The following is a 23,189-nucleotide window of genomic DNA, read 5'->3' as shown; positions in this document are numbered from 1 at the left end:
CCCCAAGAGGCGGATTTTTTATATCACCGAAGTGATTAGAAGCGGTAACCAACACCCGCGATCCAGGTACCTACGTCAACGCTACGAATACGGCTCTGCTCGTAAGAGAAGTCCAGAGCAACGTTTTCGATCGGGTTGAACTGCACACCGGCACCGTAAGAGAAACCGTAGTCGCTGGTGGTGTGGTTGTCAGCAGGAGTTGCTGCATCCTGGAATTTACCGTAACCAACACCTACAACACCGTAGATGCTCGCCCAGTCATTCAGACGGTACGCAGGACCAGCAGTGATGCCGTAGTACTGAGTTTTGTTGTAGTCGCCAGAAGCGTCGGTACGATCTTTTTCAGTGTAAGTGAAGGAACCGATTACGCCCAGCGGGCTGTTGTCCTGCTCGTAGCGATACTTCAGGTTAAAACCGTTCATTTTGTTCGCTGCGCCCTGAGCATCGCTCTGAGCGTAACCACCGGTAACGGTAGAAGTAGCAGCTACAGCGGTACCTGCGGAGAAAGCCAGAACAGCGGCCAGTGCTGAAAGACATGCAATTTTTTTCATAACCACCTCAAATGTGCTTCAAGTAAATCCTAAGTTTTAAATATACCAAAAATTGATGGGAAACTCTTTGCGATTAGCGATGTCTAACGAGGCTTTTCATGTAACAGAACATTTCAAAACACCGCTATCTCTTTCAATTAACATCACTTTTCCAACGAATTATGCCATTATTGCGCGCACAACATGGCACATTCATCCAGATGATTCCTAATCACGCAGATTATTAATCCATCATTTTCATGCCATTGTACGGATCTCAGTAATTTTTTTTTCAACGAATACTCAACCAGCTGAGCGTATTTCCATTACACTCGCTCTTTTACTTTTCTATACACAAACTCATCCAGGCCGCAGTCCAACAGAGGCGGCCCGCAGGAGCAGGTGTATTAACATCATTTGACAGGAGAAAGGATGCCGGGGTCGTCACGTAAAGCGCCAGTATGGTTGCCTATTTTGGTTTTGCTTATTGCTATGTCCTCCATTCAAAGCGGAGCATCGCTGGCGAAATCACTGTTCCCCCTTGTCGGCGCGCCTGGTGTTACCGCGCTGCGTCTTGCACTGGGAACGATAATCCTCATCGCATTCTTTAAACCCTGGCGTTTACGATTTGCAAAAGAACAGCGTCTTCCTCTGCTGTTTTATGGCCTGTCACTAGGCGGGATGAACTATCTTTTCTACCTGTCAATTCAGACCGTGCCGTTGGGTATTGCCGTGGCACTGGAATTTACCGGACCGCTCGCGGTGGCGCTGTTCTCTTCCCGACGTCCCGTTGATTTTATTTGGGTTGCGCTGGCCGTACTCGGACTCTGGTTCCTGTTGCCGCTGGGCCAGGACGTATCACACGTTGACTTAACCGGTGCTGCGCTTGCGCTGGGTGCTGGCGCCTGCTGGGCTGTCTATATTCTGACTGGGCAGCGGGCCGGCGAAGAACATGGACCTGCAACCGTGGCGGTAGGTTCATTGATAGCAGCACTCATTTTTGTTCCGATTGGCGTGATGCAGGCTGGAGATGCGCTGTGGCACTGGTCAATACTCCCGCTAGGTTTGGCGGTGGCTGTTCTCTCCACGGCCCTTCCCTACTCACTGGAGATGATCGCGTTGACCCGATTACCGACGCGTACCTTTGGTACGTTAATGAGCATGGAACCCGCGCTGGCCGCCGTTTCCGGGATGATTTTCCTTGGAGAAACGCTGACGATGGTACAGACGCTGGCCTTAGGGGCAATCATTGCCGCCTCAATGGGGTCGACACTTACCATCCGCAGAGAGCCACAAATTAAGGAACTAGACGTTAAATAACCTTCCATTATTCTGCATGGTTTGCATAACCATGCAGAATATCCTGCTGTTTATCGCAGTAATTATTATTCTTACACTTAATCCATTCTCATAATCATATTCATCTGCATCAGATGCACGCAAAATAAATATCCGATACTGACACAATAACAATATATCCAAATGATTTTATTGAACATTTTATATTCACCTCGCTCTCCACTATTAAAGTGATAGGTAAGGCCAGAAAAATAAATCCAAAATAAGGTCTATACTTACTCCCGTTGAATGACCTGGGACGTAAATATCAAGAGGATATGAAATTATGACTACCGCAAAACTGGTAAAAACAAAAGCATCCACTCTCCTTTATACCCGCAACGATGTATCCGACAGTGATAAAAAAGCTACTGTGGAGCTGTTGAATCAGCAGGTGATCCAGTTCATCGACCTGTCACTCATCACTAAACAGGCTCACTGGAATATGCGCGGTGCCAATTTTATAGCCGTACATGAAATGCTCGATGGCTTCCGTACTGCGCTAACCGATCACCTTGATACCATGGCTGAGCGCGCCGTACAGCTGGGCGGTGTTGCACTGGGTACAACGCAGGTAATTAACAGCAAAACGTCACTAAAAAGCTATCCGCTGGACATCCACAGCGTTCAGGATCACTTAAAAGAGCTGGCCGAACGTTATGCCGTGGTCGCTAACAGCGTGCGTAAAGCCATTAACGAAGCAAAAGACGAAGATACTGCCGATATCTTTACAGCAGCATCACGCGATCTCGACAAATTCCTGTGGTTTATCGAAGCTAACATCGAATAATAACTGTCATAAGTATTCCCTATAACACCCTCGCTCCCGCGGGGGTTTTGCACTTTTATGGTGCACAACATTGATCGTTCGTCACTTCAAAGTAAAATATTTGTAATAATCACCTCACACAATCGTTAACGAAAGATTGTTTTATCTACAATTTTTACGCTAAATAGTCATACCGTTTGTACTGCACTATTCATGCACCAAATCAGTGCCCCGAAACGGTGCAAATCACCAGCATTGCCTTACTTATTGTGCAGTAAAACGAAAGGTCTCCTTTTTAAAACAATAAGTTGCAAAACTGGCACGATTTTTTCATTACGTTTTAAGCTCTCGCAGGGGATCGCCCCGTGGATATAAAAGGAAATGCTATGAAGTCTGTATTTAAAGTTTCACTGGCTGCACTTACCCTGGCTTTTGCGGTGTCATCTCATGCCGCGGATAAGAAACTCGTTGTCGCAACCGACACCGCCTTTGTTCCATTTGAGTTTAAACAAGGTGATAAATACGTTGGTTTTGATGTGGATCTGTGGGCTGCCGTAGCTAAAGAACTGAAGCTGGATTATGAACTGAAACCTATGGATTTCAGCGGCATCATCCCGGCGCTGCAAACCAAAAATATCGATTTGGCTCTGGCTGGTATCACCATCACCGAAGAACGTAAAAAAGCGATCGACTTCTCTGACGGCTACTACAAAAGCGGTCTGTTAGTGATGGTTAAAGCAAACAATAACGACGTGAAAAGCGTGAAAGATCTGGATGGTAAAGTCGTTGCAGTGAAGAGCGGCACCGGTTCAGTGGATTACGCGAAAGCGAACATTAAAACCAAAGATCTGCGTCAGTTCCCGAACATCGATAACGCATATATGGAACTGGGTACAAATCGCGCAGATGCAGTACTGCACGATACACCAAACATTCTTTACTTTATCAAAACCGCGGGTAATGGCCAGTTCAAAGCTGTAGGCGACTCTCTGGAAGCCCAACAGTACGGTATCGCCTTCCCGAAAGGCAGCGACGAACTGCGTGAGAAGGTAAACGGTGCGCTGAAAACACTGCGTGAAAACGGCACCTATAACGAAATCTACAAAAAATGGTTCGGTACTGAACCTAAATAAAACAGCCTGAACATCGGCTCGTCGAGCCCGGTAGCACTTACGCATACCGGGCCTACGTTTTGGCCCCAGGTCGGATAATCCGACACTGCTGGCTGTTTGAATATTTTCACCACGGTAACAGGAACGACATATGCAGTTTGACTGGAGTGCCATCTGGCCCGCCATTCCGCTTTTGATAGAAGGCGCCAAAATGACCCTGTGGATTTCGGTCCTCGGTCTGGCAGGCGGTCTGATCATCGGACTAGCAGCGGGATTTGCGCGTACCTTCGGAGGTTGGATTGCCAACCACGTTGCGCTGGTCTTTATCGAAGTCATCCGCGGTACGCCGATCGTCGTACAGGTGATGTTTATCTACTTCGCCCTGCCAATGGCGTTTAACGACTTGCGTATTGATCCCTTCAGCGCCGCCGTTGTCACCATCATGATTAACTCAGGGGCCTACATCGCGGAAATCACGCGCGGCGCGGTACTCTCAATCCATAAAGGCTTCAGCGAAGCCGGACTGGCGCTTGGCCTCTCACGTACTGAGACCATTCGCCACGTTATTTTACCTCTCGCACTGCGTCGTATGCTGCCACCGTTGGGCAACCAGTGGATCATCAGTATCAAAGATACTTCGCTGTTTATTGTCATTGGCGTCGCTGAACTTACACGTCAGGGTCAGGAAATCATTGCCGGTAACTTCCGCGCACTGGAAATCTGGAGCGCCGTCGCGGTGTTCTATCTGATCATTACGCTGGTGCTGAGCTTCATTCTGCGTCGTCTGGAAAGAAGGATGAAAATCCTGTGATTGAATTTAAAAACGTCTCTAAGCATTTTGGCCCAACCCAGGTGCTGCATAACATTGACCTGAATATTGGTCAGGGTGAAGTGGTAGTGATTATCGGGCCTTCCGGTTCTGGTAAATCCACGCTACTACGCTGCATTAACAAGCTGGAAGAAATCACCTCGGGTGAACTGATCGTCGATGGCCTGAAGGTAAATGACCCGAAGGTAGACGAACGATTGATCCGCCAGGAAGCGGGAATGGTATTCCAGCAGTTCTACCTTTTCCCACACCTGACGGCACTGGAAAACGTCATGTTTGGTCCACTGCGCGTACGTGGAGCGACGAAAGAGCAGGCAGAGAAACAGGCCAAAGAATTATTAGCGAAAGTTGGTCTGGCCGAGCGTGCTCATCACTATCCTTCTGAGCTTTCCGGCGGTCAGCAGCAGCGCGTAGCTATCGCCCGCGCACTGGCGGTGAAGCCGAAAATGATGCTGTTCGATGAGCCGACTTCAGCACTTGACCCGGAACTGCGTCACGAAGTATTGAAGGTCATGCAGGATCTGGCGGAAGAAGGTATGACGATGGTGATTGTGACCCACGAAATCGGCTTTGCCGAAAAAGTGGCCTCTCGTCTGATTTTCATTGATAAGGGCCGTATTGCTGAAGATGGTAATCCGCAAGCTCTGATTGAAAATCCGCCAAGCCAGCGTTTGCAGGAATTTTTACAGCACGTTTCCTGATACAAATACCTCCCTTCCCCGAAGGGAGGTTCTACACCAGAATCCTCTCATTTCAATTTTCTCCCGCACTGACATCTATACTTATCCTTTTGAATTTCTTTTCTCATGGGAGGAGTCATGCGGTGGATCCTGTTCATCTTCTTTTGTCTGCTGAGCGTCCCGGCTCAGGCGGTGACAATACCCGGTGTGACGTCAACAGCGTCCACCAGCCCACAAACAGAACCAGCGCCTGAACCTGACGTTGAACAAAAGAAAGCCGCCTACGGTGCGCTGGCAGACGTTCTGGAGAATGAAGCTTCCCGTCAGGAGTTGATTGGCCAGTTGCGAAAAGTCGCGGCAACTCCCCCTCCCGATCCCGTACCAACTATCGTCCCACCCACACTGACTGAAGAAAAAACGGTTCTGGAAAACGTTACTGATATCAGCCGTCATTACGGTGAAGCTCTCTCCGGCCGCTTTGCTCAGCTTTATCGCAACATCACTGATGCGCCGCATAAAACTTTTAATTCGCAAACGTTCACCAATGCCCTGACCCATTTTTTAATGCTGGCTGTTTCGGTATTCGGATTTTACTGGCTGATACGCCTGTGTGCGTTGCCGTTATATCGAAAAATGGGGCAATGGGCGCGGCGGAAAAACCGCGAACGCAGCAATTGGCTACAACTTCCCGCAATGATCATCGGCGCGTTTATCATTGATTTACTACTGCTGGCGCTCACGCTGTTTATCGGACAGATACTGAGTGACAGAATGAACGCCGGTAGCCGTACCATCGCTTTCCAGCAAAGCTTGTTTCTCAATGCTTTCGCGCTGATTGAGTTTTTCAAGGCTATTCTGCGCCTGATATTTTGCCCGACAGTGGCAGAACTACGCCCCTTCAACATTCAGGATGCGGGCGCACGCTACTGGAATCGGCGTCTGAGTTCATTAAGCAGTCTGATTGGCTATGGACTTATCGTGGCGGTTCCCATCATTTCTAATCAGGTCAATGTGCAGGTCGGCGCCATGGCTAACGTTATCATCATGTTATGTATCACGCTGTGGGCGCTGTATCTGATTTTCAGGAACAAGAAAGAGATAACACAGCATTTGCAGAATCTGGCGGAGCGCTCGCTGGCTTTTTTTAGCCTGTTTATCCGCGCCTTTGCGCTTGTCTGGCACTGGCTGGCCAGTGCTTATTTTATTGTGCTGTTTTTCTTTTCACTGTTTGATCCAGGCAACAGCCTGAAATTTATGATGGGCGCGACGCTACGCAGCCTGGTGATTATCGGTATTGCGGCGTTTGTATCCGGTATGTTCTCCCGCTGGATAGCCAAAACGATTACGCTATCGCCACACACCCAACGCAGCTATCCGGAACTACAAAAACGACTCAATGGCTGGTTGTCGACGGCGTTAAGCGTTGCGCGGATCCTGACCGTCTGCGTTGCGGTAATGCTGCTACTTAATGCCTGGGGTCTGTTCGATTTCTGGAACTGGCTGCATTACGGCGCGGGAGAAAAAACGGTTGATATCCTGATCCGCATCGCGCTGATATTATTCTTCTCCGCCATCGGCTGGACGATCCTCGCCAGCCTGATTGAAAACCGACTGGCATCGGATATTCATGGCCGCCCGTTACCCAGCGCACGAACCCGAACTCTGCTCACACTGTTTCGCAACGCGCTGGCGGTGATTATCAGCACTATCACAATTATGATCGTACTGTCAGAAATTGGCGTCAATATCGCTCCGTTACTGGCGGGCGCAGGTGCACTGGGTCTGGCGATTTCTTTCGGCTCACAGACGCTGGTGAAAGACATTATTACCGGGATTTTTATCCAGTTCGAAAACGGTATGAACACCGGTGATTTAGTTACCATCGGTCCGTTAACCGGTACGGTTGAGCGCATGTCTATTCGCTCGGTAGGCGTGCGGCAGGACACCGGGGCGTACCATATCATCCCCTGGTCTTCGATAACGACCTTCGCCAACTTCGTGCGGGGGATTGGGTCAGTAGTCGCCAATTACGACGTTGACCGCCATGAGGATGCTGATAAAGCCAATCAGGCGCTAAAAGATGCAGTCGCCGCTGTGATGGGCATGGAGGATATCCGGGGACTCATCATCGGTGAGCCGTCATTCGCCGGAATTGTCGGCTTAACGAATACGGCGTTTACGCTACGGGTCTCCTTTACCACACTACCGCTGAAGCAATGGACCGTACGTTTCGCGCTCGACAGTCAGGTGAAAAAATATTTTGATCTGGCCAATGTTCGCGCGCCGGTGCAGACCTATCAGGTACTGCCTGCACCGGGAAATAGCCCAACGCAGTCAGGTGGGCAACTGCCGCCAACTGAGCCTACGATTTAGCGTTTACGCGTCATAAAACGTCGGCGCTGATCGTTATCCATAAAGGTCCAGGCAATAAAGCGACTCTGCTTTTGCCCCTGGGCCATCTCTTTTTTAACCACTTTCACCGCACCTGCGTCCGTTAACGCATGATACAGCGGTGGCAAATTTTCACCGCGCGATACCAGCGTTGTGAACCACATGACCTGCCGACCAAAGGTCTGGCTTTCAGCGATCATTTTCTTGATGAATGCCACTTCACCGCCTTCACACCACAGCTCCTGCTGCTGTCCGCCAAAGTTCAGCGCATCATCTTTGTCCTGCCCCAGATTGCGGCGTTTGCGCTCGCTTCCTGCACGGGCGGAGGCTGCAGAATCGTGGAATGGCGGATTGCAAAGCGTGGCTTCGTACTGTTCATTTTTATGAATAATACCGGTGAAGATAGCCGACGCATCTTTCTGACGACGCAAACGGATAGCTCGGGTTAACCCAGGGTTAGCGTTGATGATCGCCTGTGCGCTACTAAACGCTTCGTCACTGGTCTCACTACCGGTAAATCGCCAGCCATATTCATGCACGCCGATAAGCGGATAAATACAGTTTGCCCCCACCCCGACATCCAGCACGCTCGCATTGGCAGGAATAGTTCCCGTCGTTTCCCCCAGTAGATCGGCCAGATGATGAATGTAATCCGCGCGCCCCGGCACTGGCGGACACAGGAAACCTTGCGGAATATCCCAGTTTGCCACCGCATAATAATGTGCCAGCAATGCTTTGTTCAGCGCCTTCACAGCCTGGGGATTCGCGAAATCAACGCTCTGCTCACCACCCGGTGTAAGGGTGAGAAATTGCGTCAGTTCGGGCGTAACCTGGCATAAAGTCGCAAGATCATAACGGCCATTGTGGCGGTTTCGTGGGGGTAATCCCGGTTTCTGGGGGGGCATAGCTTTCTCCTTTTAACAGCGGCGTAAGATACCCGCATAACGCTAAGTGGTAAACACACACAACAGGGAATCTCGAATTAATTAGGGTATAGCGCTGATTAACACAAAATGAGTTGTTCAAAAAATGCGCAGTTCAACATCAATTTTTTGCGTTAATTGTCATGTGATGACGTCCTAAACTTATCAGGTACTACCTGTTGTTTCTCAGAGGATATCATCATGAAAAAATGCCTCACATTTCTTGCCGCTACCGTACTCACCGGCATGACATTTGCTTCTTTTGCTGCACAGCCCATCACCAGTCCTGCCACCGGTCCACTACAGGCTTCCGGCACAGTATCCGCTACAGGGGCGTCCAACCTGAGCGATCTTGAAGATAAGTTAGCGGAAAAAGCGAAGGAGCAAGGCGCAAAAGGCTTTGTGGTTAATTCTGCTGGCGGCAAAAACCAGATGTATGGTACAGCAACTATCTATAAGTAACTCACCCTCAGCTCAACTGCATTCGCCCTGAATGCAGTTTTCTTTTTGATGTTCTCACCACTACCCGCACAAAATGTGACCATCATGTTGGAATTTTGAATCCAATGTAAATAAATGTATTTATTTTTGAATTAATGAATGCTAAAAAGCTGCACTGATTAGCAATGCTAATCAAAATCATTATCAATTACATCTTTCATTCCGGCGAGACCTGCAGGGCACAACATCCACAGAGATGTCCCTTCGCATGAGTGAAACCTTCTACTCAAAAAATAATAAGTTACTCATTAATATGGATAAAAATCGCAATTTGCCGTCCAGTAGTTTTCACTCCCTCACCTTTTTTGCCGGGTTGTGCATTAGCCTGACTCCGGTAGCTCAGGCTGTCGCCGCGGGTGATCAAGATAAGAAACAGGAAGATACGCTGGTTGTAGAAGCGGCTAAGCCATCGCTGTATGCCCCTACGCAGTCTGCCGATCCGAAATTTTCTCGTCCGATTGCGGATACCACACGCACCATGACGGTAATTTCTGAGCAGGTTATCAAGGATCAAGGGGCAACAAATCTGACCGATGCGCTGAAAAACGTACCGGGTGTGGGCGCATTTTTCGCCGGTGAAAACGGAAACTCCACCACCGGTGACGCTGTTTATATGCGCGGAGCTGATACGTCAAACAGCATTTATATTGACGGTGTTCGTGATATCGGTAGCGTCACACGCGATACTTTTAACACCGAACAAGTTGAAGTGATTAAGGGCCCTTCCGGTACCGATTATGGTCGCAGCGCGCCAACCGGCTCTATCAATATGATCAGCAAGCAGCCGCGCACCGACTCTGGAATTGATGCGTCTGCCAGTGTAGGCAGCGCCTGGTTCCGTCGGGGTACGCTTGACATTAACCAGGTCATCGGTGACACCACTGCGGCACGTTTAAATCTGATGGGCGAAAAAACGCACGATGCCGGACGCGATAACATTAAAAACGAGCGCTATGGCGTTGCCCCATCTATCGCCTTTGGGCTAGGCACCGAAAATCGACTTTACCTGAACTATCTGCATGTCACCCAGCACAACACACCAGACGGAGGCATTCCCACAATTGGTCTGCCGGGCTACTCTGCGCCTTCTGCAGGGACTTCCGCCCTGAACCATTCCGGGAAAGTGGATACAAATAATTTCTACGGTACCGACTCAGATTACGACGACTCGACGACCGACACCGCGACTATGCGGTTTGAGCATGATCTGAACGACAGCACAACCATTCGTAACACCACGCGCTGGTCACGTATTAAACAGGATTACCTGATGACTGCGGTAATGGGTGGTGCGTCAAACATTACGCAACCGACCAGCAGCGTCGATACATGGACCTGGTCACGCCTGTCGAATACCAAAGATGTCAGCAATAAGATCCTGACTAACCAGACTAACCTGACCTCAAAATTTTATACCGGCTCTGTCGGGCATGACATCAGCACTGGCGTAGAGTTGACGCGCGAAACACAGACCAACTACGGCCTGGTTCCACTCACGCCTCCACCGGTTAATATTTACCATCCCAACAGCAACGTGAACCTGGGCGGATTGTCCCGCAATGGCGCAAACGCCAACGGTCAGACTGACACCTTCGGCATTTACGCCTTCGACACCCTGCAAATTACCCGTGATATCGAACTGAACGGCGGTATCCGACTGGATAATTATCGTACCGAGTATGACAGCGCGACTGCATGCGGCGCTTCTGGTCGTGGCGCAGTTGCGTGCCCGGCAGGGGTAGCTAAAGGGTCACCAGTCACCACCATTGATACCGCAAAGTCAGATAATCTGGTGAACTGGAAAGCCGGTGCGCTTTATCATCTGACCGATAACGGCAACGTTTACATTAACTACGCCGTTTCTCAGCAACCGCCGGGCGGCAGCAACTTCGCCCTTGCCCAGAGCGGAACAGGTAACAGCGCAAACCGTACCGACTTCAAACCGCAAAAAGCGAAAACCAGCGAGATCGGCACCAAGTGGGAAGTACTGGATAAACGTCTGCTGTTAACCGCAGCGATTTTCCGCACGGATATTGAGAACGAAGTTGAACAGAATGACGACGGGACCTGGTCCCAGTACGGAGAGAAACGTGTTGAAGGGTACGAACTCTCTGTCGCAGGTAATATCACTCCTGCATGGCAGGTGATTGGGGGTTATACCCAGCAGCGTGCTACGGTGCACAACGGTAAAGATGTTGCCCAAGATGGCTCATCCTCGCTGCCGTATACTCCGGAACATGCGTTCACGCTGTGGAGCCAGTATCAGGCCACTGATGATGTTTCCGTAGGCGCAGGCGCACGCTACGTTGGCAGCATGCATCGCGGCTCTGACGGTGCGGTGGGTACACCATCCTATACCGAAGGGTACTGGGTAGCCGACGCCAAGCTGGGTTACCGAGTGAACCGCAATCTCGACTTCCAGTTGAACGTCTACAACCTGTTCGATACCGATTACGTATCCTCAATCAACAAGAGCGGATACCGTTACCATCCAGGTGAACCAAGAACCTTCCTGCTCACCGCCAACATGCATTTCTGATCCATTACGTGGGGCGCAAGCCCCACTCTCAGGAGAGACACTAATGATGTACCACATTCCCGGCATCCTGTCGGCGCAGGATGTAACCTGGTTTCGCGAACAACTGAGCACCACAGGGTGGGTTGATGGCCGCGTAACCACGGGCGCTCAGGGGGCGCAGGTTAAGAATAACCAACAGGTTGATACACGCGACGAACGCTATGCAGCATTGCAACAAGCAGTGCAGAACGCCGTTAACAACAACGCGCTTTTCTTTGCCGCTGCACTGCCAAAAACACTTTCAACTCCGCTGTTCAATCGCTATCAGAACAACGAAACTTACGGTTTTCACGTCGATGGTGCGGTACGCAGTCACCCGGAAAACGGCTGGATGCGTACAGATCTGTCTGCCACCTTATTCTTAAGCGATCCCGACAGTTACGAAGGTGGAGAACTGCTGGTGAATGACACCTACGGTCAACACGCGGTGAAGCTCCCGGCAGGCGATCTGGTTCTCTACCCCTCCAGCAGCCTGCATTGTGTAACGCCGGTCACTCGCGGCATTCGCGTCGCTTCATTTATGTGGATCCAGTCTATGATCCGTGATGATAAAAAACGCGCAATGCTCTTTGAACTGGATAAAAACATCCAGTCCCTGAAGTCACGCCATGGAGAAAACACAGAGATCCTTTCCTTGCTCAATCTCTACCATAACCTGCTGCGTGAATGGTCCGAAATCTGATGCGTCTCCCTGATGGTCGTTTTTCACCCATAGCATTCGCTATACTTATTTGTATACCGACTATGGGGAGGCATATATGGCATCCGGATGGGCAAATGACGACGCGGTAAACGAACAGATCAACAATACTATTGAAGATGCTGTTGCCCGCGCCCGGGGTGAATTACCCACGGGAGAAAGTCTTTATGAGTGTGAGGAATGTGGTGATCCTATCCCTCAGGCCAGACGTGAGGCCGTTCCTGGCGTGCGCTTATGCATCACCTGCCAGCAGGACAAAGATTCACATGATTCGGCTTTCTCAGGATATAATCGCAGAGGTTCGAAAGACAGCCAGCTACGTTGACCTATCTTTACCGAAAGTTTCAGCGCATACGATTTACTTTACGAGCACGGTTTTTCACACACTGTGTAGCAAAATGTGCCGTCCAGACTTTCTCTGTAAAGTGCAATGGCAAGAACTGTAAATCTCCCCTTCTAATTTATTAATATTCAATAAGTTATTTGTCATTCAATTTATTTGATGGATGCCGTCAATTCTATTCGATTTTCTCTCACATAAAAAAGCGTGATACTTCTCACATCGACAGAACAACGTCTACTTAACAAAACAACTGACTAACAGAACAACCTGCGAGAGATTAATCATGAAAAATATCAAATATGCTGTTGCCGCCATCGCCCTCTCTACCCTGTCATTTGGCGCTTTTGCTGCCGAGCCGGTTACTTCAACCCAGGCACAAAGCATGAATAAAATTGGTGTGGTATCCGCTGATGGTGCCAGTACGCTGGATGGCCTGGAAGCAAAACTGGCTGAAAAAGCTGCTGCCGCAGGCGCTAGTGGTTACAGCATCACCTCCGCTGTCGGCAAAGACAAAATGAGCGGCACCGCGGTTATCTACAAATAACCAACAGAATTTTTGTAGTACCCAATGCTCCAACCCTCATTGACCCTGTTTGTTACCCTTTGTTTGCCCGTCCGTCACTGGACGGGCTTTTTTTTGCCTACTGTTCCAGTTGTTGATGGAATTCCTGCAACACGGCATCCGACATGCCTATTTGCTGTGCCGCTTCGCAAATAGCCTGCCAGCTTCCGGCGTCAAGCGGGATCCCCTGAGCCAGTCGCTCCTGACGGGTATTCACCTCCCACTCACCCGGTAACAGAATGGGCGCATCCTCAGCATGCGGCGACGCTTTTACCCATTCAGCAAAGGCCGAAACCTGATTATCGCAGTCCGGTGCGCCAAATAATTCCGGGTTAATAATGATAGTCGTCATGCAGTTAATAATGGCGTCAGCGCTATCCTGTAAACTTTCTTTGTGCGTTGTTTTACCACCAGAAAGTGCACCACCCATGATTTCGCACATTGCTGCCAGCGCATAGCCCTTGTGCTGGGCGAAAGTCAGTAGCGACCCAAGCGGCGAAACCTGCATGACAGCCGGATCGGTGGTCGGTACACCATCAGCATCGATCAGGCATCCCGCTGCAACCGGCTCCCCTTTATGCCATGCCACGCGCGTTTTTCCGAAGGCAATGGCGCTGGTAGCGTAGTCCAGCAGCAGCGGGAAGGCATTTTTACGCGGAAAAACAACGCAGAAGGGGTTGGTGCCAAAACGACTATCACGACCATTGAATGGTGCGACCATCGGAATCCCCACCACATTCACAAAGTGAACAGAGACAAAACCCGCTTCCGCACATTGCTCCGCCCAGTAGCCAATTCGCCCAATATGATGAGAGTTATGTAGCGCCACAGCTGCAATACCGTACTGGCGTGCTTTTTCAATACCCAGCGTGATGGCTTCATGCGCTGCCACCTGACCAAATGCACAATCGCCATCAAGCGTGATCACTGCCCCCGCATCTTTCACCACTTTCGCATGACGGTTGATCTGCAAATGCCCCTGAGAGAACGAGCGGATATAGCTTGGGATCATCCCAATACCGTGAGAGTCATGTCCGGCCAGGTTCGCGGCAATCAGATGATCGGCAACCAGTCGCGCTTCTTGCTCAACGCTTCCCATTTGGCGGAAAACGGCCTGAATAAAAGCGTGCAACGTTGGCACATGGAAGCGATGTCCACTGTTCATTGTTATCTCCTGTTATGTTGCGTGTTTGTTGTGTTTCTTATTTTTCAACAAACTATGCTGCGCCACGATGACCAGGAGATCAATAAACGTGCAGAAATTTCACGTTACAGGAAGGGGGAAGAGCCGACGGGTCAGGCAACGACCCGTCGGAAGAGTCAGATAATCAGAAGCATTGTTCGACGCGGTTAACCCCTTCAGCCAGCGTCCCGACTTCGCCGGTTGCCACCAGGCAGCACGCCATCTGAATTTTCAACGAGGCCGGTATCGGCTCGCTTCCGGCAAGACAACGCTCAATCCAGCGAGCCGTTGTTTCAGGATCTTTTGCCACTGGCAATGGCACCGGCTCGTCCGGCATATCACTCTGCCTGTCCTGCAATACCCGAACGCCGGAATAGTCTATCAAGCTTATCTGTGGGCAACGCTGAGGGTTGGCATACACTTCACCTTCCGTACCATGCATCAGCAGGCCACGCCCCCCGATATCGCCAAAGAATTTCGCCACCCGCGACACATATTCCGGGTGCGAAACACTGGAAAGGCGCAGCGCAACGTCCTCAGCAAACGGCGTGGCTAATTTCGCCAGCGTATGCGCACTGTTGCGTACGCCCATCCGCCAGCGCATCGCCAGCTGTTTCTCCAGTGGAGGGCATAAGGCACTCACCGGGATAAACACCGGCTCATGTCCATCCAATTTTGCCTGTGCCTGCCCGGCATGCAGCGTTGGCGCAATGCCCAGCAGTTCAAAAATGGTTTCCGTCAGTACGCGAGTCGGATCCTCACTGACACCGTGTACCACCACCGGGAAGCCCAGCTTATGCAGCAAAATGGCCAGCAGCGGGGTCAGGTTCGCCTGCTTACGCGCCCCGTTGTAGGTGGGAATAACAATTGGCATGGGTTTGGCGACAGGCGGTGTCAGACGAATAGTATGGTTTTGCATCGCCTCATAAAAACCGAGCATCTCCGCTTCCCCTTCCCCTTTGATACGCAGCGCAATTAATACGCCGCCCATCTCAAGATCGGGCACGTCGCCATTCAACATGTGGGTATACAGTCCGCGAGCGGTATCCTGGTCCAGGTCACGCGCGTGATTTTTTCCTCGCCCAATCTCTTTAATGATTTTGCGGTAATCCATCGAAAACTCCTTGCCTGTTGCTCACATCGTTAACGCCGCCGACGGCGCGTGGGTTTCGCTTTTTCTTTTGGTTTTACTATAACGTCTGGCACAGCAGGTTGCTCTATAGGAAAAATGGGTAACGCATTCAGTAAACGCTTACCATAGTTTTTGGTCAATAAACGCTTGTCATAAATAACCACTTCACCCCAGCAGCCGTGGCTACGAATGAGTCGCCCGACCTGCTGGATCAAATTGAACGACGCCGCAGGTAAACTCTGCACCTCAAAGGGATAACGATTCAGGCTTTTCAGCCACTCGCCTTCGGTAATCACCACCGGGCTGTCGATAGGTGGAAACGCAATTTTGTGGATATGCACCTGAGTCAGCAACTCGCCTTTCAAATCTAAGCCTTCGGCGAAAGACTGTAAGCCAACCAGCACGCTACGTTCACCGCTTTCCACTCGCTTACGGTGCAGCTCCACCAGACGATAACGCGGTTGATCGCCCTGTACCAGCAACAACAGGCGCAGATCGGTCACATGCTCAAGAAAACGCTGCATCGCGCGCCCGCTGGCAAACAGCACCAGCATGCCCTGATGTTTTTTGCTTTCCAGTTGCTCGCGAAAATAGGCCGCCATTTCCGCTATATGCTGCTCTTCATTATCAATCAATGGCTCATAGCGCATCTGAGGAATAACGATCTTGCCTTGCTCGACATGATTAAACGGTGAATCGAGCGCGACAAACCTGTCTCCTGCTTTTTCTTTCAGGCCGCTCATTTCCTGCAGGCGCGAGAAACTGTTGAGCGAGCGTAAGGTAGCTGAAGTGACAATAATATGCGGTACGCTGCGCCACAGCAGCCGTTCAAGCTGATCGCTGACGCGGATCCCCACGCAGTGGAACCAGACATGGATCTGTCCGTCACGCACATCGCGCGTCACCCATTTAGTCACCGGCGCACCTGATGATTGCGCAAGCGACGCCAGCCGCCACAGTTTACTCTGCGCTTCGAACATACCCAGCGCCCGGTTCATCTGTAAAATGACCCGATGCAGACGCACGATATCGTGGCTGCCGGTCTTTTCACTCAAGTCATTGAGGAACAGTTCCGCCAGACCGCGCAACATTTCCGTCAACTTCGCCAGACGCTGACAAATTTCCATCACTTCCGCAGGCAACTCGCCCATTGCAAAGCGGTGTTCGGCCTCCTGCGTGGCGGGCAGATACAGATTGAGAATGTTGTTTAATGAAGCGATCAGTTCGTACAGTTCTTCGCAGTGGGCGTTCAGCCGCTCAGGATTAGCCAGCGGTGGCGTGGTTTTCGGACGGAACTGCTCCAGGCAGGTAGCGACTAATTTGCTGAACAGATCCAACTGGAGTCGATACCAGGGTGCCGTAATTTCCGCACTCATTTCCAGCGCATCGCGTGCAACATCTGGCAAGTGGTGACCTTCATCAAGAACCAGCAACAGGTTTTTCGGTTCCGGTAAAACGGCCTCGCTTTCCATTGCCGCCATCACCAGTGCGTGGTTCGCCACCACCACTTCAGCTTCCTGAATTTCCCGGCGGGCAACAAAAAATGGACATTCACGATAGTAGTGACAGTTACGGTTCAGACAACTGGCTTTATCGGTGCTCAGACGCTGCCAGAGTCCGTCGTCAATGGCGATATCCGTATGGTCGCGAAGCCCGTCCCACTTGTAGCTGTCGAGATCGCCTTTCAGCCTGGCACAGCGCTTTTGTTCTTCCTGGTTATTTGGCGTCAGTTCATCGTCGAGGAACGCCAGCAGATCCTGCTGATTAGGTTCGGTACTGGCTAATGCAGCTAAATTTCGTGGACAGACATAGCGTCCGCGACCAAAGGCAGCGGTAAAACGCAGATCAGGGATAATTTTTCGCAGCAGCGGCAGATCTTTACTGTAGATTTGATCCTGCAACGCAACGTTGGCGGTGCTGACCACCAGCGTTTTTTGTTCTTCACGCGCAATGGCAATACCGGGTATCAGGTACGATAACGTTTTCCCTACGCCAGTCGGTGCTTCAATCGCCAGATGCCGCCCTTCTTCTCCAGTCAGCGTTTTAGCGACATCAGCAATCATCTGCCGCTGTGGTGCACGGGGAATAAAGTCGGGGATCTGTTCCTGAAGCGCCTTATACCAGGCGGCAATTTGCGCTTTTAGCGCAGCAGTTAATGCCATGAGAAAACCTGAAATACTGTATAAACAGCCACTATTGTGGCACATTTCAGGCGCTGGATGTACCTTTTTCCCCCATACTGGAAAGCGCTTCGCAACTCGGGTTCACTTTGCCGGATGGCGGCTTACGCCTTATCCGGCCTGCATTTATACATATTGCAGGCCGAATAAGCGTATCGGTTAATAGTATCCCAGTAGCTTCCACCACAGCATACCCACGGCAAAAATGATAATCACATTCACCGTCACCACGCAGAGGTTGATTTTGTAAAAGCGCGGTCGTTCAAAATAACCTTGCGCAAAATAGATTGGGCCAGGTCCGCCGCCATACTCCGTATTACCCCACATCAGATTGCTGAAAATACCGAAGCAAATAGCCACCATCATCGGCGGTGCGCCTGCAGCGATCGCGGTGGCCGCAAAAGGTGCGTACAGCGCCGCTACATGTCCGGTCGCGGTTGCAAAGAGATAATGGACGTAAATATAGAGGATCCCCAACATAATAAAGGACTCTATCGCGCCAAATCCCTGAATACCGCTACCCAGTTTGATCGTCATCCATTTAATGAAGCCCAGATCGGCAAGCCCGGTCGCGAGGCTGATAATGACGCTAAACCAGATCACCGTATCCCAGGCCGCATGGTCATTGAGCAGGCTTTTCCAGCTCACGGCGCCCGAGGCGAACAGATAAGCAGCCAACCCCAGTCCGACTGACGTCGCAGACAATCCTGTGATCAAACTGGTGCCCCAGCCAACCAACGCCAGCACAAAGCCGAAAGCGACTTTTTTCTCGTTGCTGCTCATCGCGCCGAGTTCCCCCAGCGCCTGCTTACCCATCGCTTTTGCCTCTGGCGTACGCTTAAGCTCAGGATCCAGCAACTTATAAACCAATAGCGGCATCAGGCAAAAACAAACCATCGCCGGGACCACTGCGGAAACAAACCACCCGCCCCAGGTTATCTCAACGCCTAATGAGGATTTCGCCAGGCTCGCCACCAGCGGATTCGCCGCCATCCCGGTGAGAAATATCGCCCCGGTAATCGGCGTAAACTGAAAGCACACCATGGTTAAGAAATCGCCAATACGTTTGCCCGTTACCCCAGGAGCCGAGCCCAGCACATCATTAATTGAACGCGTGATAGGGAAAATAATCCCCCCGGAACGCGCGGTCACCGACGGCATTGCCGGGGCCATAATCAGATCGGAAACCCCCAGCGAGTAGGCGATACCCAGACTGCTACCGCCAAAAAGCGACAGCATCTTATACGCAATACGTTTCCCCAGACCCGAGGTGACAAACCCCAGAGAAAGGACATAGGCGCAGAAGATGAGCCATACCGTGCCGGAAGCGAACCCGGAAAGCGCTTTCGCCTCTGGCAACGTTTTGGTAAAAATCACCACGCAAAGCGCAATCAACATGACCGCCCCCGAAGGGAGCGGTTGGGTCAAAATGGCGGCAATAGTGGCGGCAAAAATAGCAAACATATGCCAGGCCTGAGGCGTCAGCCCCTCAGGTACGGGATAAAACCAAATGATTCCGCCAATCGCCAGCGGTATCAGGAATGACAGAATGGATTTTCCCGTGACAGAATTCGTTGACATAAAAATATCCTTATTCCGTTAGCCCGAGATAATTCATTTCCGCGACATATATTTGGCCAGCACCTGATCGACCATCGCGGGTGCCATCCCCAGGTAATTTGCCGGGTCGGTCAGCTCCTCAATCAACTGCGGATCCAGACGTTCTGAGACTGACGGCATCGCATTCAGTACATCGGCCAGTCGTCCCCCCTGTTCATTAACGATACGGCAGGCGTCGTACACTACGTCATGCGCATCCTGACGGCCAATATATGGCGCCAGACCCATCATGACCGCTTCGGCCACAATCAAACCATTGGTCATACCTAGGTTACGTTTCATCGCCGCTTCATCAACCACCAGCCCCGCCAGCATAAAGTTGGCCTGATGCAACGCCCCCGCGCTGAGGACGAAACTTTCCGGGATAGCAATCCACTCGGCATGCCACGGCCCGGTTGCCCGTTCCAGGTCCTGTACCATCGCATCCAGCATGAGCCCTGCTTGCTGACGTACGCCTTTGGCACAGGCCAGCATCAGCTCACTGGAGATAGGGTTTCGTTTCTGCGGCATGGTGCTGCTGGCGCCGCGTCCTTTAACAAACGGCTCGTACAGTTCGCCAAACTCGTTTGATGCCATCAGCATCACGTCATAAGCGATCTTGCCCAGAGAACCAGTCATAACCGCCAGCAGGTTTACGGCTTCAGCAAAACCATCGCGCGCGACGTGCCAGGTAGATGTAGGTACATTGAGTCCCAGCTCTTCCATCATGGCTTTTTGTACCGCCAGCCCTTTATCGCCCAACGATGCCAGCGTACCGGCTGCGCCAGCAAATTCACCGACCAGCACACGTGGACGCGCCTGAGCAAGACGCTCGGCATGGCGTTCGAACATATCCAGCCAAATGGCAGCTTTATAACCGAAGGTCACTGGCAGCGCCTGCTGCAGATGAGTTCTCCCCGCCATTGGCGTATCGCGGTACCGACGAGCAAGATCGGCCAGCGCCGCACGAAGTTTGTCCATATCGGATTCGATTAATGCAAAAGCATCACGAATTTGCAGCACTACCGCAGTGTCCATAATGTCCTGGGTGGTCGCCCCCCAGTGCACGTAACCGCCGGACTCTCCGGCCTGTTTTGAAATCTGATGCACCAGCGGCAGGATCGGATAACCCACAATTTCGGTTTCATGACGCAGCAAATCAAAATCAAGCGTATCGGCATTGCATTTCTCAGCAATTTCCTGCGCCGCAGCTTCGGGTATCACGCCACAGCGTGCCTGGGCTTTAGCTAATGCCACTTCCACTTCCACGTATTTGCGCACCAGTTCGCGATCGTCAAACACCGCGCGCATTGCAGGTGTACCGAAAGAATCCCTGAACAGAACAGAATCAAGCACATTCGAAGCCATAAATCCCCCTGGAAAATCTGATAATGATAAGATGCGTGTTTCAGGCCGTTTGTTGGAAGAACAAAGACCGCCACAATGTCCAGACATACAACAATGTCCGTACATTTAAATGTACGGACATTTATAGTATTCACGAGGAATGTATGGAATAGTCCGTACATATTTTTGTGATGAAGATCATTAATTTTTTGATGAAACTGCGATGAAAGAATCTCTGTACAAGCGAATAGCACGTGAACTGGCGCAGCAAATATCGGTGGGTACTTTTGCCCCAGGCTCGCTGTTTCCCACAGAAATGGAGCTGTGTGAAACATGGCAGGTCAGCCGCCACACCATACGAGAGGCATTGAGGGAATTAACGGAACAGGGGTTGATTTCACGCCGTAAAGGCGCAGGAACCCGCGTTTGCGAACCACAGGCAAACGGCGTCAACCACCCATTATCGCATCTTGAAGATCTGTTACTGCTGGCGAAAAACAATCTGCGCGTGATAAAAAAAATCGATGAAATTGTCGCGGATATTGAGCTTTCCCAGATGATTGGTTGTCCGCCGGGCTCCCGCTGGCTGCACATTGCCAGCACCCGCGAAGATGCGCAAAACCCGGACGCGCCAATCTGCTGGACCGACAGTTATGCCAGTACGGATTACGCCAAGCTGCGCGCTTACATCCGCAACGATCCACACTCGTTAATTAGCGATTTGATCGAAACCCATTACGGTATTAAAAGCCATGAGGTACATCAGACGATTACAGCCGTGGGCGTGCCTAAAAAGGTGGCGAAAATCCTCAACGTAGAACCTGATTCACCGGCGATGAGAATTGTGCGTCGCTATATGGACAGGGAAGGAAAGGTATTTGAAACGACGATTTCGATTCACCCGGCAGGACGATATACCTGCTCAATCGTGCTGAAACCGCAGAGTTCAGGTGAGTAAAAAAACCTGCCGACATGGCAGGTTTTTCATTCGATTACTGTGCTGAAGACGGTCTGCGAGGACGACGTGGCGGACGAGGCTTATCGCCTGCCGGTTTGCCTTCACTGCTGCGCGGCTTCGCTTTTGGCGCTCCGCCATCCTGACGACGCGGTTGCTGCCCACGCCCTGCACCACCCTGTCCGCGGCCACCACCACCGCCACGCTGTTGGCGTCCGTTCTGGATCGGCTCAGCTTTGATGGACGGGTCCGGCTCGTAGCCCGGGATAGCAATACGTGGGATCTCTTTTTTCAGTAGCTTCTCGATATCACGCAACAGTTTGTGCTCATCGACGCACACCAGAGATAACGCTTCACCCGTTGCCGCCGCACGGCCGGTACGACCAATACGGTGTACATAATCTTCCGGCACGTTCGGCAGCTCGTAGTTCACTACGTGCGGCAGTTCTTCAATATCCAGTCCGCGCGCGGCGATATCGGTCGCCACCAGAACCCGAATATCACCGGATTTAAAATCGGCCAACGCACGCGTACGCGCACCCTGAGATTTGTTACCGTGAATGGCTGCACTGCGAATGCCGTCTTTATTCAGCTGTTCTGCCAGGTGGTTAGCGCCATGTTTGGTACGGGTAAAGACCAGTACCTGCTGCCAGTTACCCTGGCCAATCATCTGCGACAACAATTCGCGCTTGCGTTTTTTATCAACAAAATGAACGTGTTGAGTAACCTGCTCAGAAGCGGTATTACGACGGGCCACTTCAATTTCCAGCGGGTTATGCAGCAGCTTTTCAGCAAGCGCTTTGATGTCGTCAGAGAACGTTGCAGAGAACAGCAGGTTCTGACGTTTTGCCGGCAATTTTGCCAGTACGCGACGAATGTCATGGATAAAGCCCATATCCAGCATACGGTCCGCTTCATCCAGCACCAGGATCTCAATCTGATCCAGTTTGACCGCGTTCTGATGTTCCAGATCGAGCAAACGACCGGGAGTCGCCACCAGCACATCAACGCCGCCACGCAGTTTCATCATTTGCGGGTTAATACTCACACCGCCAAAAACCACCAGTGAGCGGATATTCAGATACTTACTGTAATCGCGGACGTTTTCACCAATCTGCGCAGCCAGTTCACGTGTTGGTGTCAGAATCAGCGCACGCACCGGGCGACGGCTTTTGCCATGCGGCTGATGGGTAATAAGATGTTGTAGCATCGGCAGGGTAAAGCCTGCTGTTTTACCTGTACCAGTCTGGGCGCTGGCCATCAGGTCACGGCCTTCCAGCACTGCGGGAATTGCCTGCTGCTGAATAGGGGTTGGTTCACGGTAACCCTGCTCGGCAACGGCGCGCAAAATATCAGGATTTAAACCAAGGGAATCAAAAGACATAACTACTCCGAACCGCCCCGACCGTTACCGGTGTCGTTTTCAGGGAGATACTCGCAAAAGAGATGACAAAAACCACAATGTCATGAAGGGGCGGAGTGTAGCAGTTTTTGTGATGTACCGCATAAATTATCCCGCCAGCCGAAAAAACAAAAT

General features: G+C 51.2%; 20 protein-coding genes. 12 read left to right on the top strand and 8 right to left on the bottom strand.

Annotated elements, in window-relative coordinates; all coding sequences use genetic code 11:
* Nucleotides 1-35: 35 nt before the first annotated feature.
* Nucleotides 36-551, bottom strand: coding sequence for an outer membrane protein OmpX (ompX, locus tag LG384_RS07395; protein WP_048221793.1), 516 nt, complete (start codon nt 549-551; stop codon nt 36-38).
* A gap of 411 nt (nt 552-962) precedes the next feature.
* On the opposite strand from ompX, the gene rhtA reads away from it, so the two are divergent.
* The 6 genes from rhtA (at nt 963) to ybiO (ending at nt 7,631) form a co-directional block, all read left to right on the top strand.
* The gene (rhtA, locus tag LG384_RS07390; RefSeq protein ID WP_045441189.1) at nt 963-1,850 is read left to right on the top strand and encodes a threonine/homoserine exporter RhtA; all 888 of its coding nucleotides are present in this window, start codon (nt 963-965) and stop codon (nt 1,848-1,850) included.
* Between the two features lie 304 nt (nt 1,851-2,154).
* Nucleotides 2,155-2,658: a DNA starvation/stationary phase protection protein Dps gene (gene dps, locus LG384_RS07385; protein ID WP_045441188.1), complete on the top strand. Its 504-nt coding sequence runs from the start codon at nt 2,155-2,157 to the stop codon at nt 2,656-2,658.
* Between the two features lie 365 nt (nt 2,659-3,023).
* Nucleotides 3,024-3,770 carry a glutamine ABC transporter substrate-binding protein GlnH gene (gene glnH / locus LG384_RS07380; protein WP_045441187.1) on the top strand — a complete coding sequence of 249 codons (747 nt, stop codon included), beginning with the start codon at nt 3,024-3,026 and terminating at the stop codon, nt 3,768-3,770.
* A 130-nt stretch (nt 3,771-3,900) separates the two neighbouring features.
* Nucleotides 3,901-4,560, top strand: a complete 660-nt coding sequence (gene glnP, locus LG384_RS07375) for a glutamine ABC transporter permease GlnP (RefSeq protein ID WP_003035248.1) — start codon at nt 3,901-3,903, stop codon at nt 4,558-4,560.
* Nucleotides 4,557-5,279, top strand: a complete 723-nt coding sequence (gene glnQ, locus LG384_RS07370; protein WP_045441186.1) for a glutamine ABC transporter ATP-binding protein GlnQ — start codon at nt 4,557-4,559, stop codon at nt 5,277-5,279. Before glnP ends, glnQ begins: the two co-directional genes overlap by 4 nt.
* Nucleotides 5,280-5,396: 117 nt before the next feature.
* Nucleotides 5,397-7,631: a mechanosensitive channel protein gene (gene ybiO / locus LG384_RS07365; protein WP_225760685.1), complete on the top strand. Its 2,235-nt coding sequence runs from the start codon at nt 5,397-5,399 to the stop codon at nt 7,629-7,631.
* On the opposite strand, the gene rlmF is transcribed toward ybiO, so the two are convergent.
* On the bottom strand, nt 7,628-8,554 hold the full coding sequence (gene rlmF, locus LG384_RS07360; protein WP_225760684.1) for a 23S rRNA (adenine(1618)-N(6))-methyltransferase RlmF: 927 nt from the start codon (nt 8,552-8,554) through the stop codon (nt 7,628-7,630). The two genes, ybiO and rlmF, sit on opposite strands and share 4 nt — an antisense overlap.
* Before the next feature lie 219 nt (nt 8,555-8,773).
* Between rlmF and mcbA the strand changes: the two genes are divergently transcribed.
* The 5 genes from mcbA (at nt 8,774) to ybiJ (ending at nt 13,238) form a co-directional block, all read left to right on the top strand.
* On the top strand, nt 8,774-9,034 hold the full coding sequence (gene mcbA / locus LG384_RS07355; RefSeq protein ID WP_225760683.1) for a DUF1471 family periplasmic protein McbA: 261 nt from the start codon (nt 8,774-8,776) through the stop codon (nt 9,032-9,034).
* Between the two features lie 292 nt (nt 9,035-9,326).
* Nucleotides 9,327-11,612 (top strand): catecholate siderophore receptor Fiu, encoded by a 2,286-nt coding sequence (locus tag LG384_RS07350; protein WP_225760682.1) that lies wholly within the window; start codon nt 9,327-9,329, stop codon nt 11,610-11,612.
* A gap of 43 nt (nt 11,613-11,655) precedes the next feature.
* Nucleotides 11,656-12,333 carry a PKHD-type hydroxylase YbiX gene (ybiX, locus tag LG384_RS07345; protein WP_045441182.1) on the top strand — a complete coding sequence of 226 codons (678 nt, stop codon included), beginning with the start codon at nt 11,656-11,658 and terminating at the stop codon, nt 12,331-12,333.
* 76 nt (nt 12,334-12,409) lie between these two features.
* Nucleotides 12,410-12,676: a DksA/TraR family C4-type zinc finger protein gene (locus LG384_RS07340; protein ID WP_225760681.1), complete on the top strand. Its 267-nt coding sequence runs from the start codon at nt 12,410-12,412 to the stop codon at nt 12,674-12,676.
* A 301-nt stretch (nt 12,677-12,977) separates the two neighbouring features.
* Nucleotides 12,978-13,238: a DUF1471 family protein YbiJ gene (gene ybiJ, locus LG384_RS07335; protein ID WP_045441180.1), complete on the top strand. Its 261-nt coding sequence runs from the start codon at nt 12,978-12,980 to the stop codon at nt 13,236-13,238.
* A gap of 97 nt (nt 13,239-13,335) precedes the next feature.
* Here ybiJ and LG384_RS07330 read toward each other — a convergent pair whose 3' ends face one another.
* From LG384_RS07330 to pcaB, 5 genes are all read right to left on the bottom strand, one after another.
* Complete coding sequence (locus tag LG384_RS07330; RefSeq protein ID WP_225760680.1) at nt 13,336-14,421, bottom strand: malate/lactate/ureidoglycolate dehydrogenase; 1,086 nt, start codon at nt 14,419-14,421, stop codon at nt 13,336-13,338.
* Nucleotides 14,422-14,584: 163 nt separating this feature from the next.
* Nucleotides 14,585-15,553, bottom strand: a complete 969-nt coding sequence (gene ybiB, locus LG384_RS07325) for a DNA-binding protein YbiB (RefSeq protein ID WP_225760679.1) — start codon at nt 15,551-15,553, stop codon at nt 14,585-14,587.
* Nucleotides 15,554-15,582: 29 nt separating this feature from the next.
* Nucleotides 15,583-17,733 carry an ATP-dependent DNA helicase DinG gene (gene dinG, locus LG384_RS07320; protein ID WP_045441177.1) on the bottom strand — a complete coding sequence of 717 codons (2,151 nt, stop codon included), beginning with the start codon at nt 17,731-17,733 and terminating at the stop codon, nt 15,583-15,585.
* 177 nt (nt 17,734-17,910) lie between these two features.
* Complete coding sequence (locus LG384_RS07315; RefSeq protein ID WP_048221798.1) at nt 17,911-19,332, bottom strand: DASS family sodium-coupled anion symporter; 1,422 nt, start codon at nt 19,330-19,332, stop codon at nt 17,911-17,913.
* Nucleotides 19,333-19,365: 33 nt separating this feature from the next.
* On the bottom strand, nt 19,366-20,718 hold the full coding sequence (gene pcaB / locus LG384_RS07310) for a 3-carboxy-cis,cis-muconate cycloisomerase (protein WP_200010650.1): 1,353 nt from the start codon (nt 20,716-20,718) through the stop codon (nt 19,366-19,368).
* A 202-nt stretch (nt 20,719-20,920) separates the two neighbouring features.
* On the opposite strand from pcaB, the gene LG384_RS07305 reads away from it, so the two are divergent.
* Nucleotides 20,921-21,655, top strand: coding sequence for a GntR family transcriptional regulator (locus tag LG384_RS07305; protein ID WP_048221800.1), 735 nt, complete (start codon nt 20,921-20,923; stop codon nt 21,653-21,655).
* Nucleotides 21,656-21,689: 34 nt separating this feature from the next.
* Here the strand turns inward: LG384_RS07305 and rhlE are convergent, their stop codons facing one another.
* Nucleotides 21,690-23,036, bottom strand: a complete 1,347-nt coding sequence (gene rhlE / locus LG384_RS07300; protein WP_225760678.1) for an ATP-dependent RNA helicase RhlE — start codon at nt 23,034-23,036, stop codon at nt 21,690-21,692.
* Nucleotides 23,037-23,189 lie beyond the last annotated feature (153 nt).

Source organism: Citrobacter sp. Marseille-Q3906 (assembly GCF_916618775.1).
Classification (GTDB): Bacteria; Pseudomonadota; Gammaproteobacteria; order Enterobacterales; family Enterobacteriaceae; genus Citrobacter; species Citrobacter murliniae.
Note: the sequence above shows the minus strand (reverse complement) of the source record. Positions and strands in the feature narration are given on the sequence as shown.

Excerpts from the sequence above, each read along its gene's own strand:
- ompX (WP_048221793.1), bottom strand. The coding sequence starts at position 551 with ATGAAAAAAATTGCATGTCTTTCAGCACTGGCCGCTGTTCTGGCTTTC.
- rhtA (WP_045441189.1), top strand. The coding sequence starts at position 963 with ATGCCGGGGTCGTCACGTAAAGCGCCAGTATGGTTGCCTATTTTGGTT.
- dps (WP_045441188.1), top strand. The coding sequence starts at position 2,155 with ATGACTACCGCAAAACTGGTAAAAACAAAAGCATCCACTCTCCTTTAT.
- glnH (WP_045441187.1), top strand. The coding sequence starts at position 3,024 with ATGAAGTCTGTATTTAAAGTTTCACTGGCTGCACTTACCCTGGCTTTT.
- glnP (WP_003035248.1), top strand. The coding sequence starts at position 3,901 with ATGCAGTTTGACTGGAGTGCCATCTGGCCCGCCATTCCGCTTTTGATA.
- ybiO (WP_225760685.1), top strand. The coding sequence starts at position 5,397 with ATGCGGTGGATCCTGTTCATCTTCTTTTGTCTGCTGAGCGTCCCGGCT.
- rlmF (WP_225760684.1), bottom strand. The coding sequence starts at position 8,554 with ATGCCCCCCCAGAAACCGGGATTACCCCCACGAAACCGCCACAATGGC.
- mcbA (WP_225760683.1), top strand. The coding sequence starts at position 8,774 with ATGAAAAAATGCCTCACATTTCTTGCCGCTACCGTACTCACCGGCATG.
- LG384_RS07350 (WP_225760682.1), top strand. The coding sequence starts at position 9,327 with ATGGATAAAAATCGCAATTTGCCGTCCAGTAGTTTTCACTCCCTCACC.
- ybiX (WP_045441182.1), top strand. The coding sequence starts at position 11,656 with ATGATGTACCACATTCCCGGCATCCTGTCGGCGCAGGATGTAACCTGG.
- LG384_RS07340 (WP_225760681.1), top strand. The coding sequence starts at position 12,410 with ATGGCATCCGGATGGGCAAATGACGACGCGGTAAACGAACAGATCAAC.
- ybiJ (WP_045441180.1), top strand. The coding sequence starts at position 12,978 with ATGAAAAATATCAAATATGCTGTTGCCGCCATCGCCCTCTCTACCCTG.
- LG384_RS07330 (WP_225760680.1), bottom strand. The coding sequence starts at position 14,421 with ATGAACAGTGGACATCGCTTCCATGTGCCAACGTTGCACGCTTTTATT.
- ybiB (WP_225760679.1), bottom strand. The coding sequence starts at position 15,553 with ATGGATTACCGCAAAATCATTAAAGAGATTGGGCGAGGAAAAAATCAC.
- dinG (WP_045441177.1), bottom strand. The coding sequence starts at position 17,733 with ATGGCATTAACTGCTGCGCTAAAAGCGCAAATTGCCGCCTGGTATAAG.
- LG384_RS07315 (WP_048221798.1), bottom strand. The coding sequence starts at position 19,332 with ATGTCAACGAATTCTGTCACGGGAAAATCCATTCTGTCATTCCTGATA.
- pcaB (WP_200010650.1), bottom strand. The coding sequence starts at position 20,718 with ATGGCTTCGAATGTGCTTGATTCTGTTCTGTTCAGGGATTCTTTCGGT.
- LG384_RS07305 (WP_048221800.1), top strand. The coding sequence starts at position 20,921 with ATGAAAGAATCTCTGTACAAGCGAATAGCACGTGAACTGGCGCAGCAA.
- rhlE (WP_225760678.1), bottom strand. The coding sequence starts at position 23,036 with ATGTCTTTTGATTCCCTTGGTTTAAATCCTGATATTTTGCGCGCCGTT.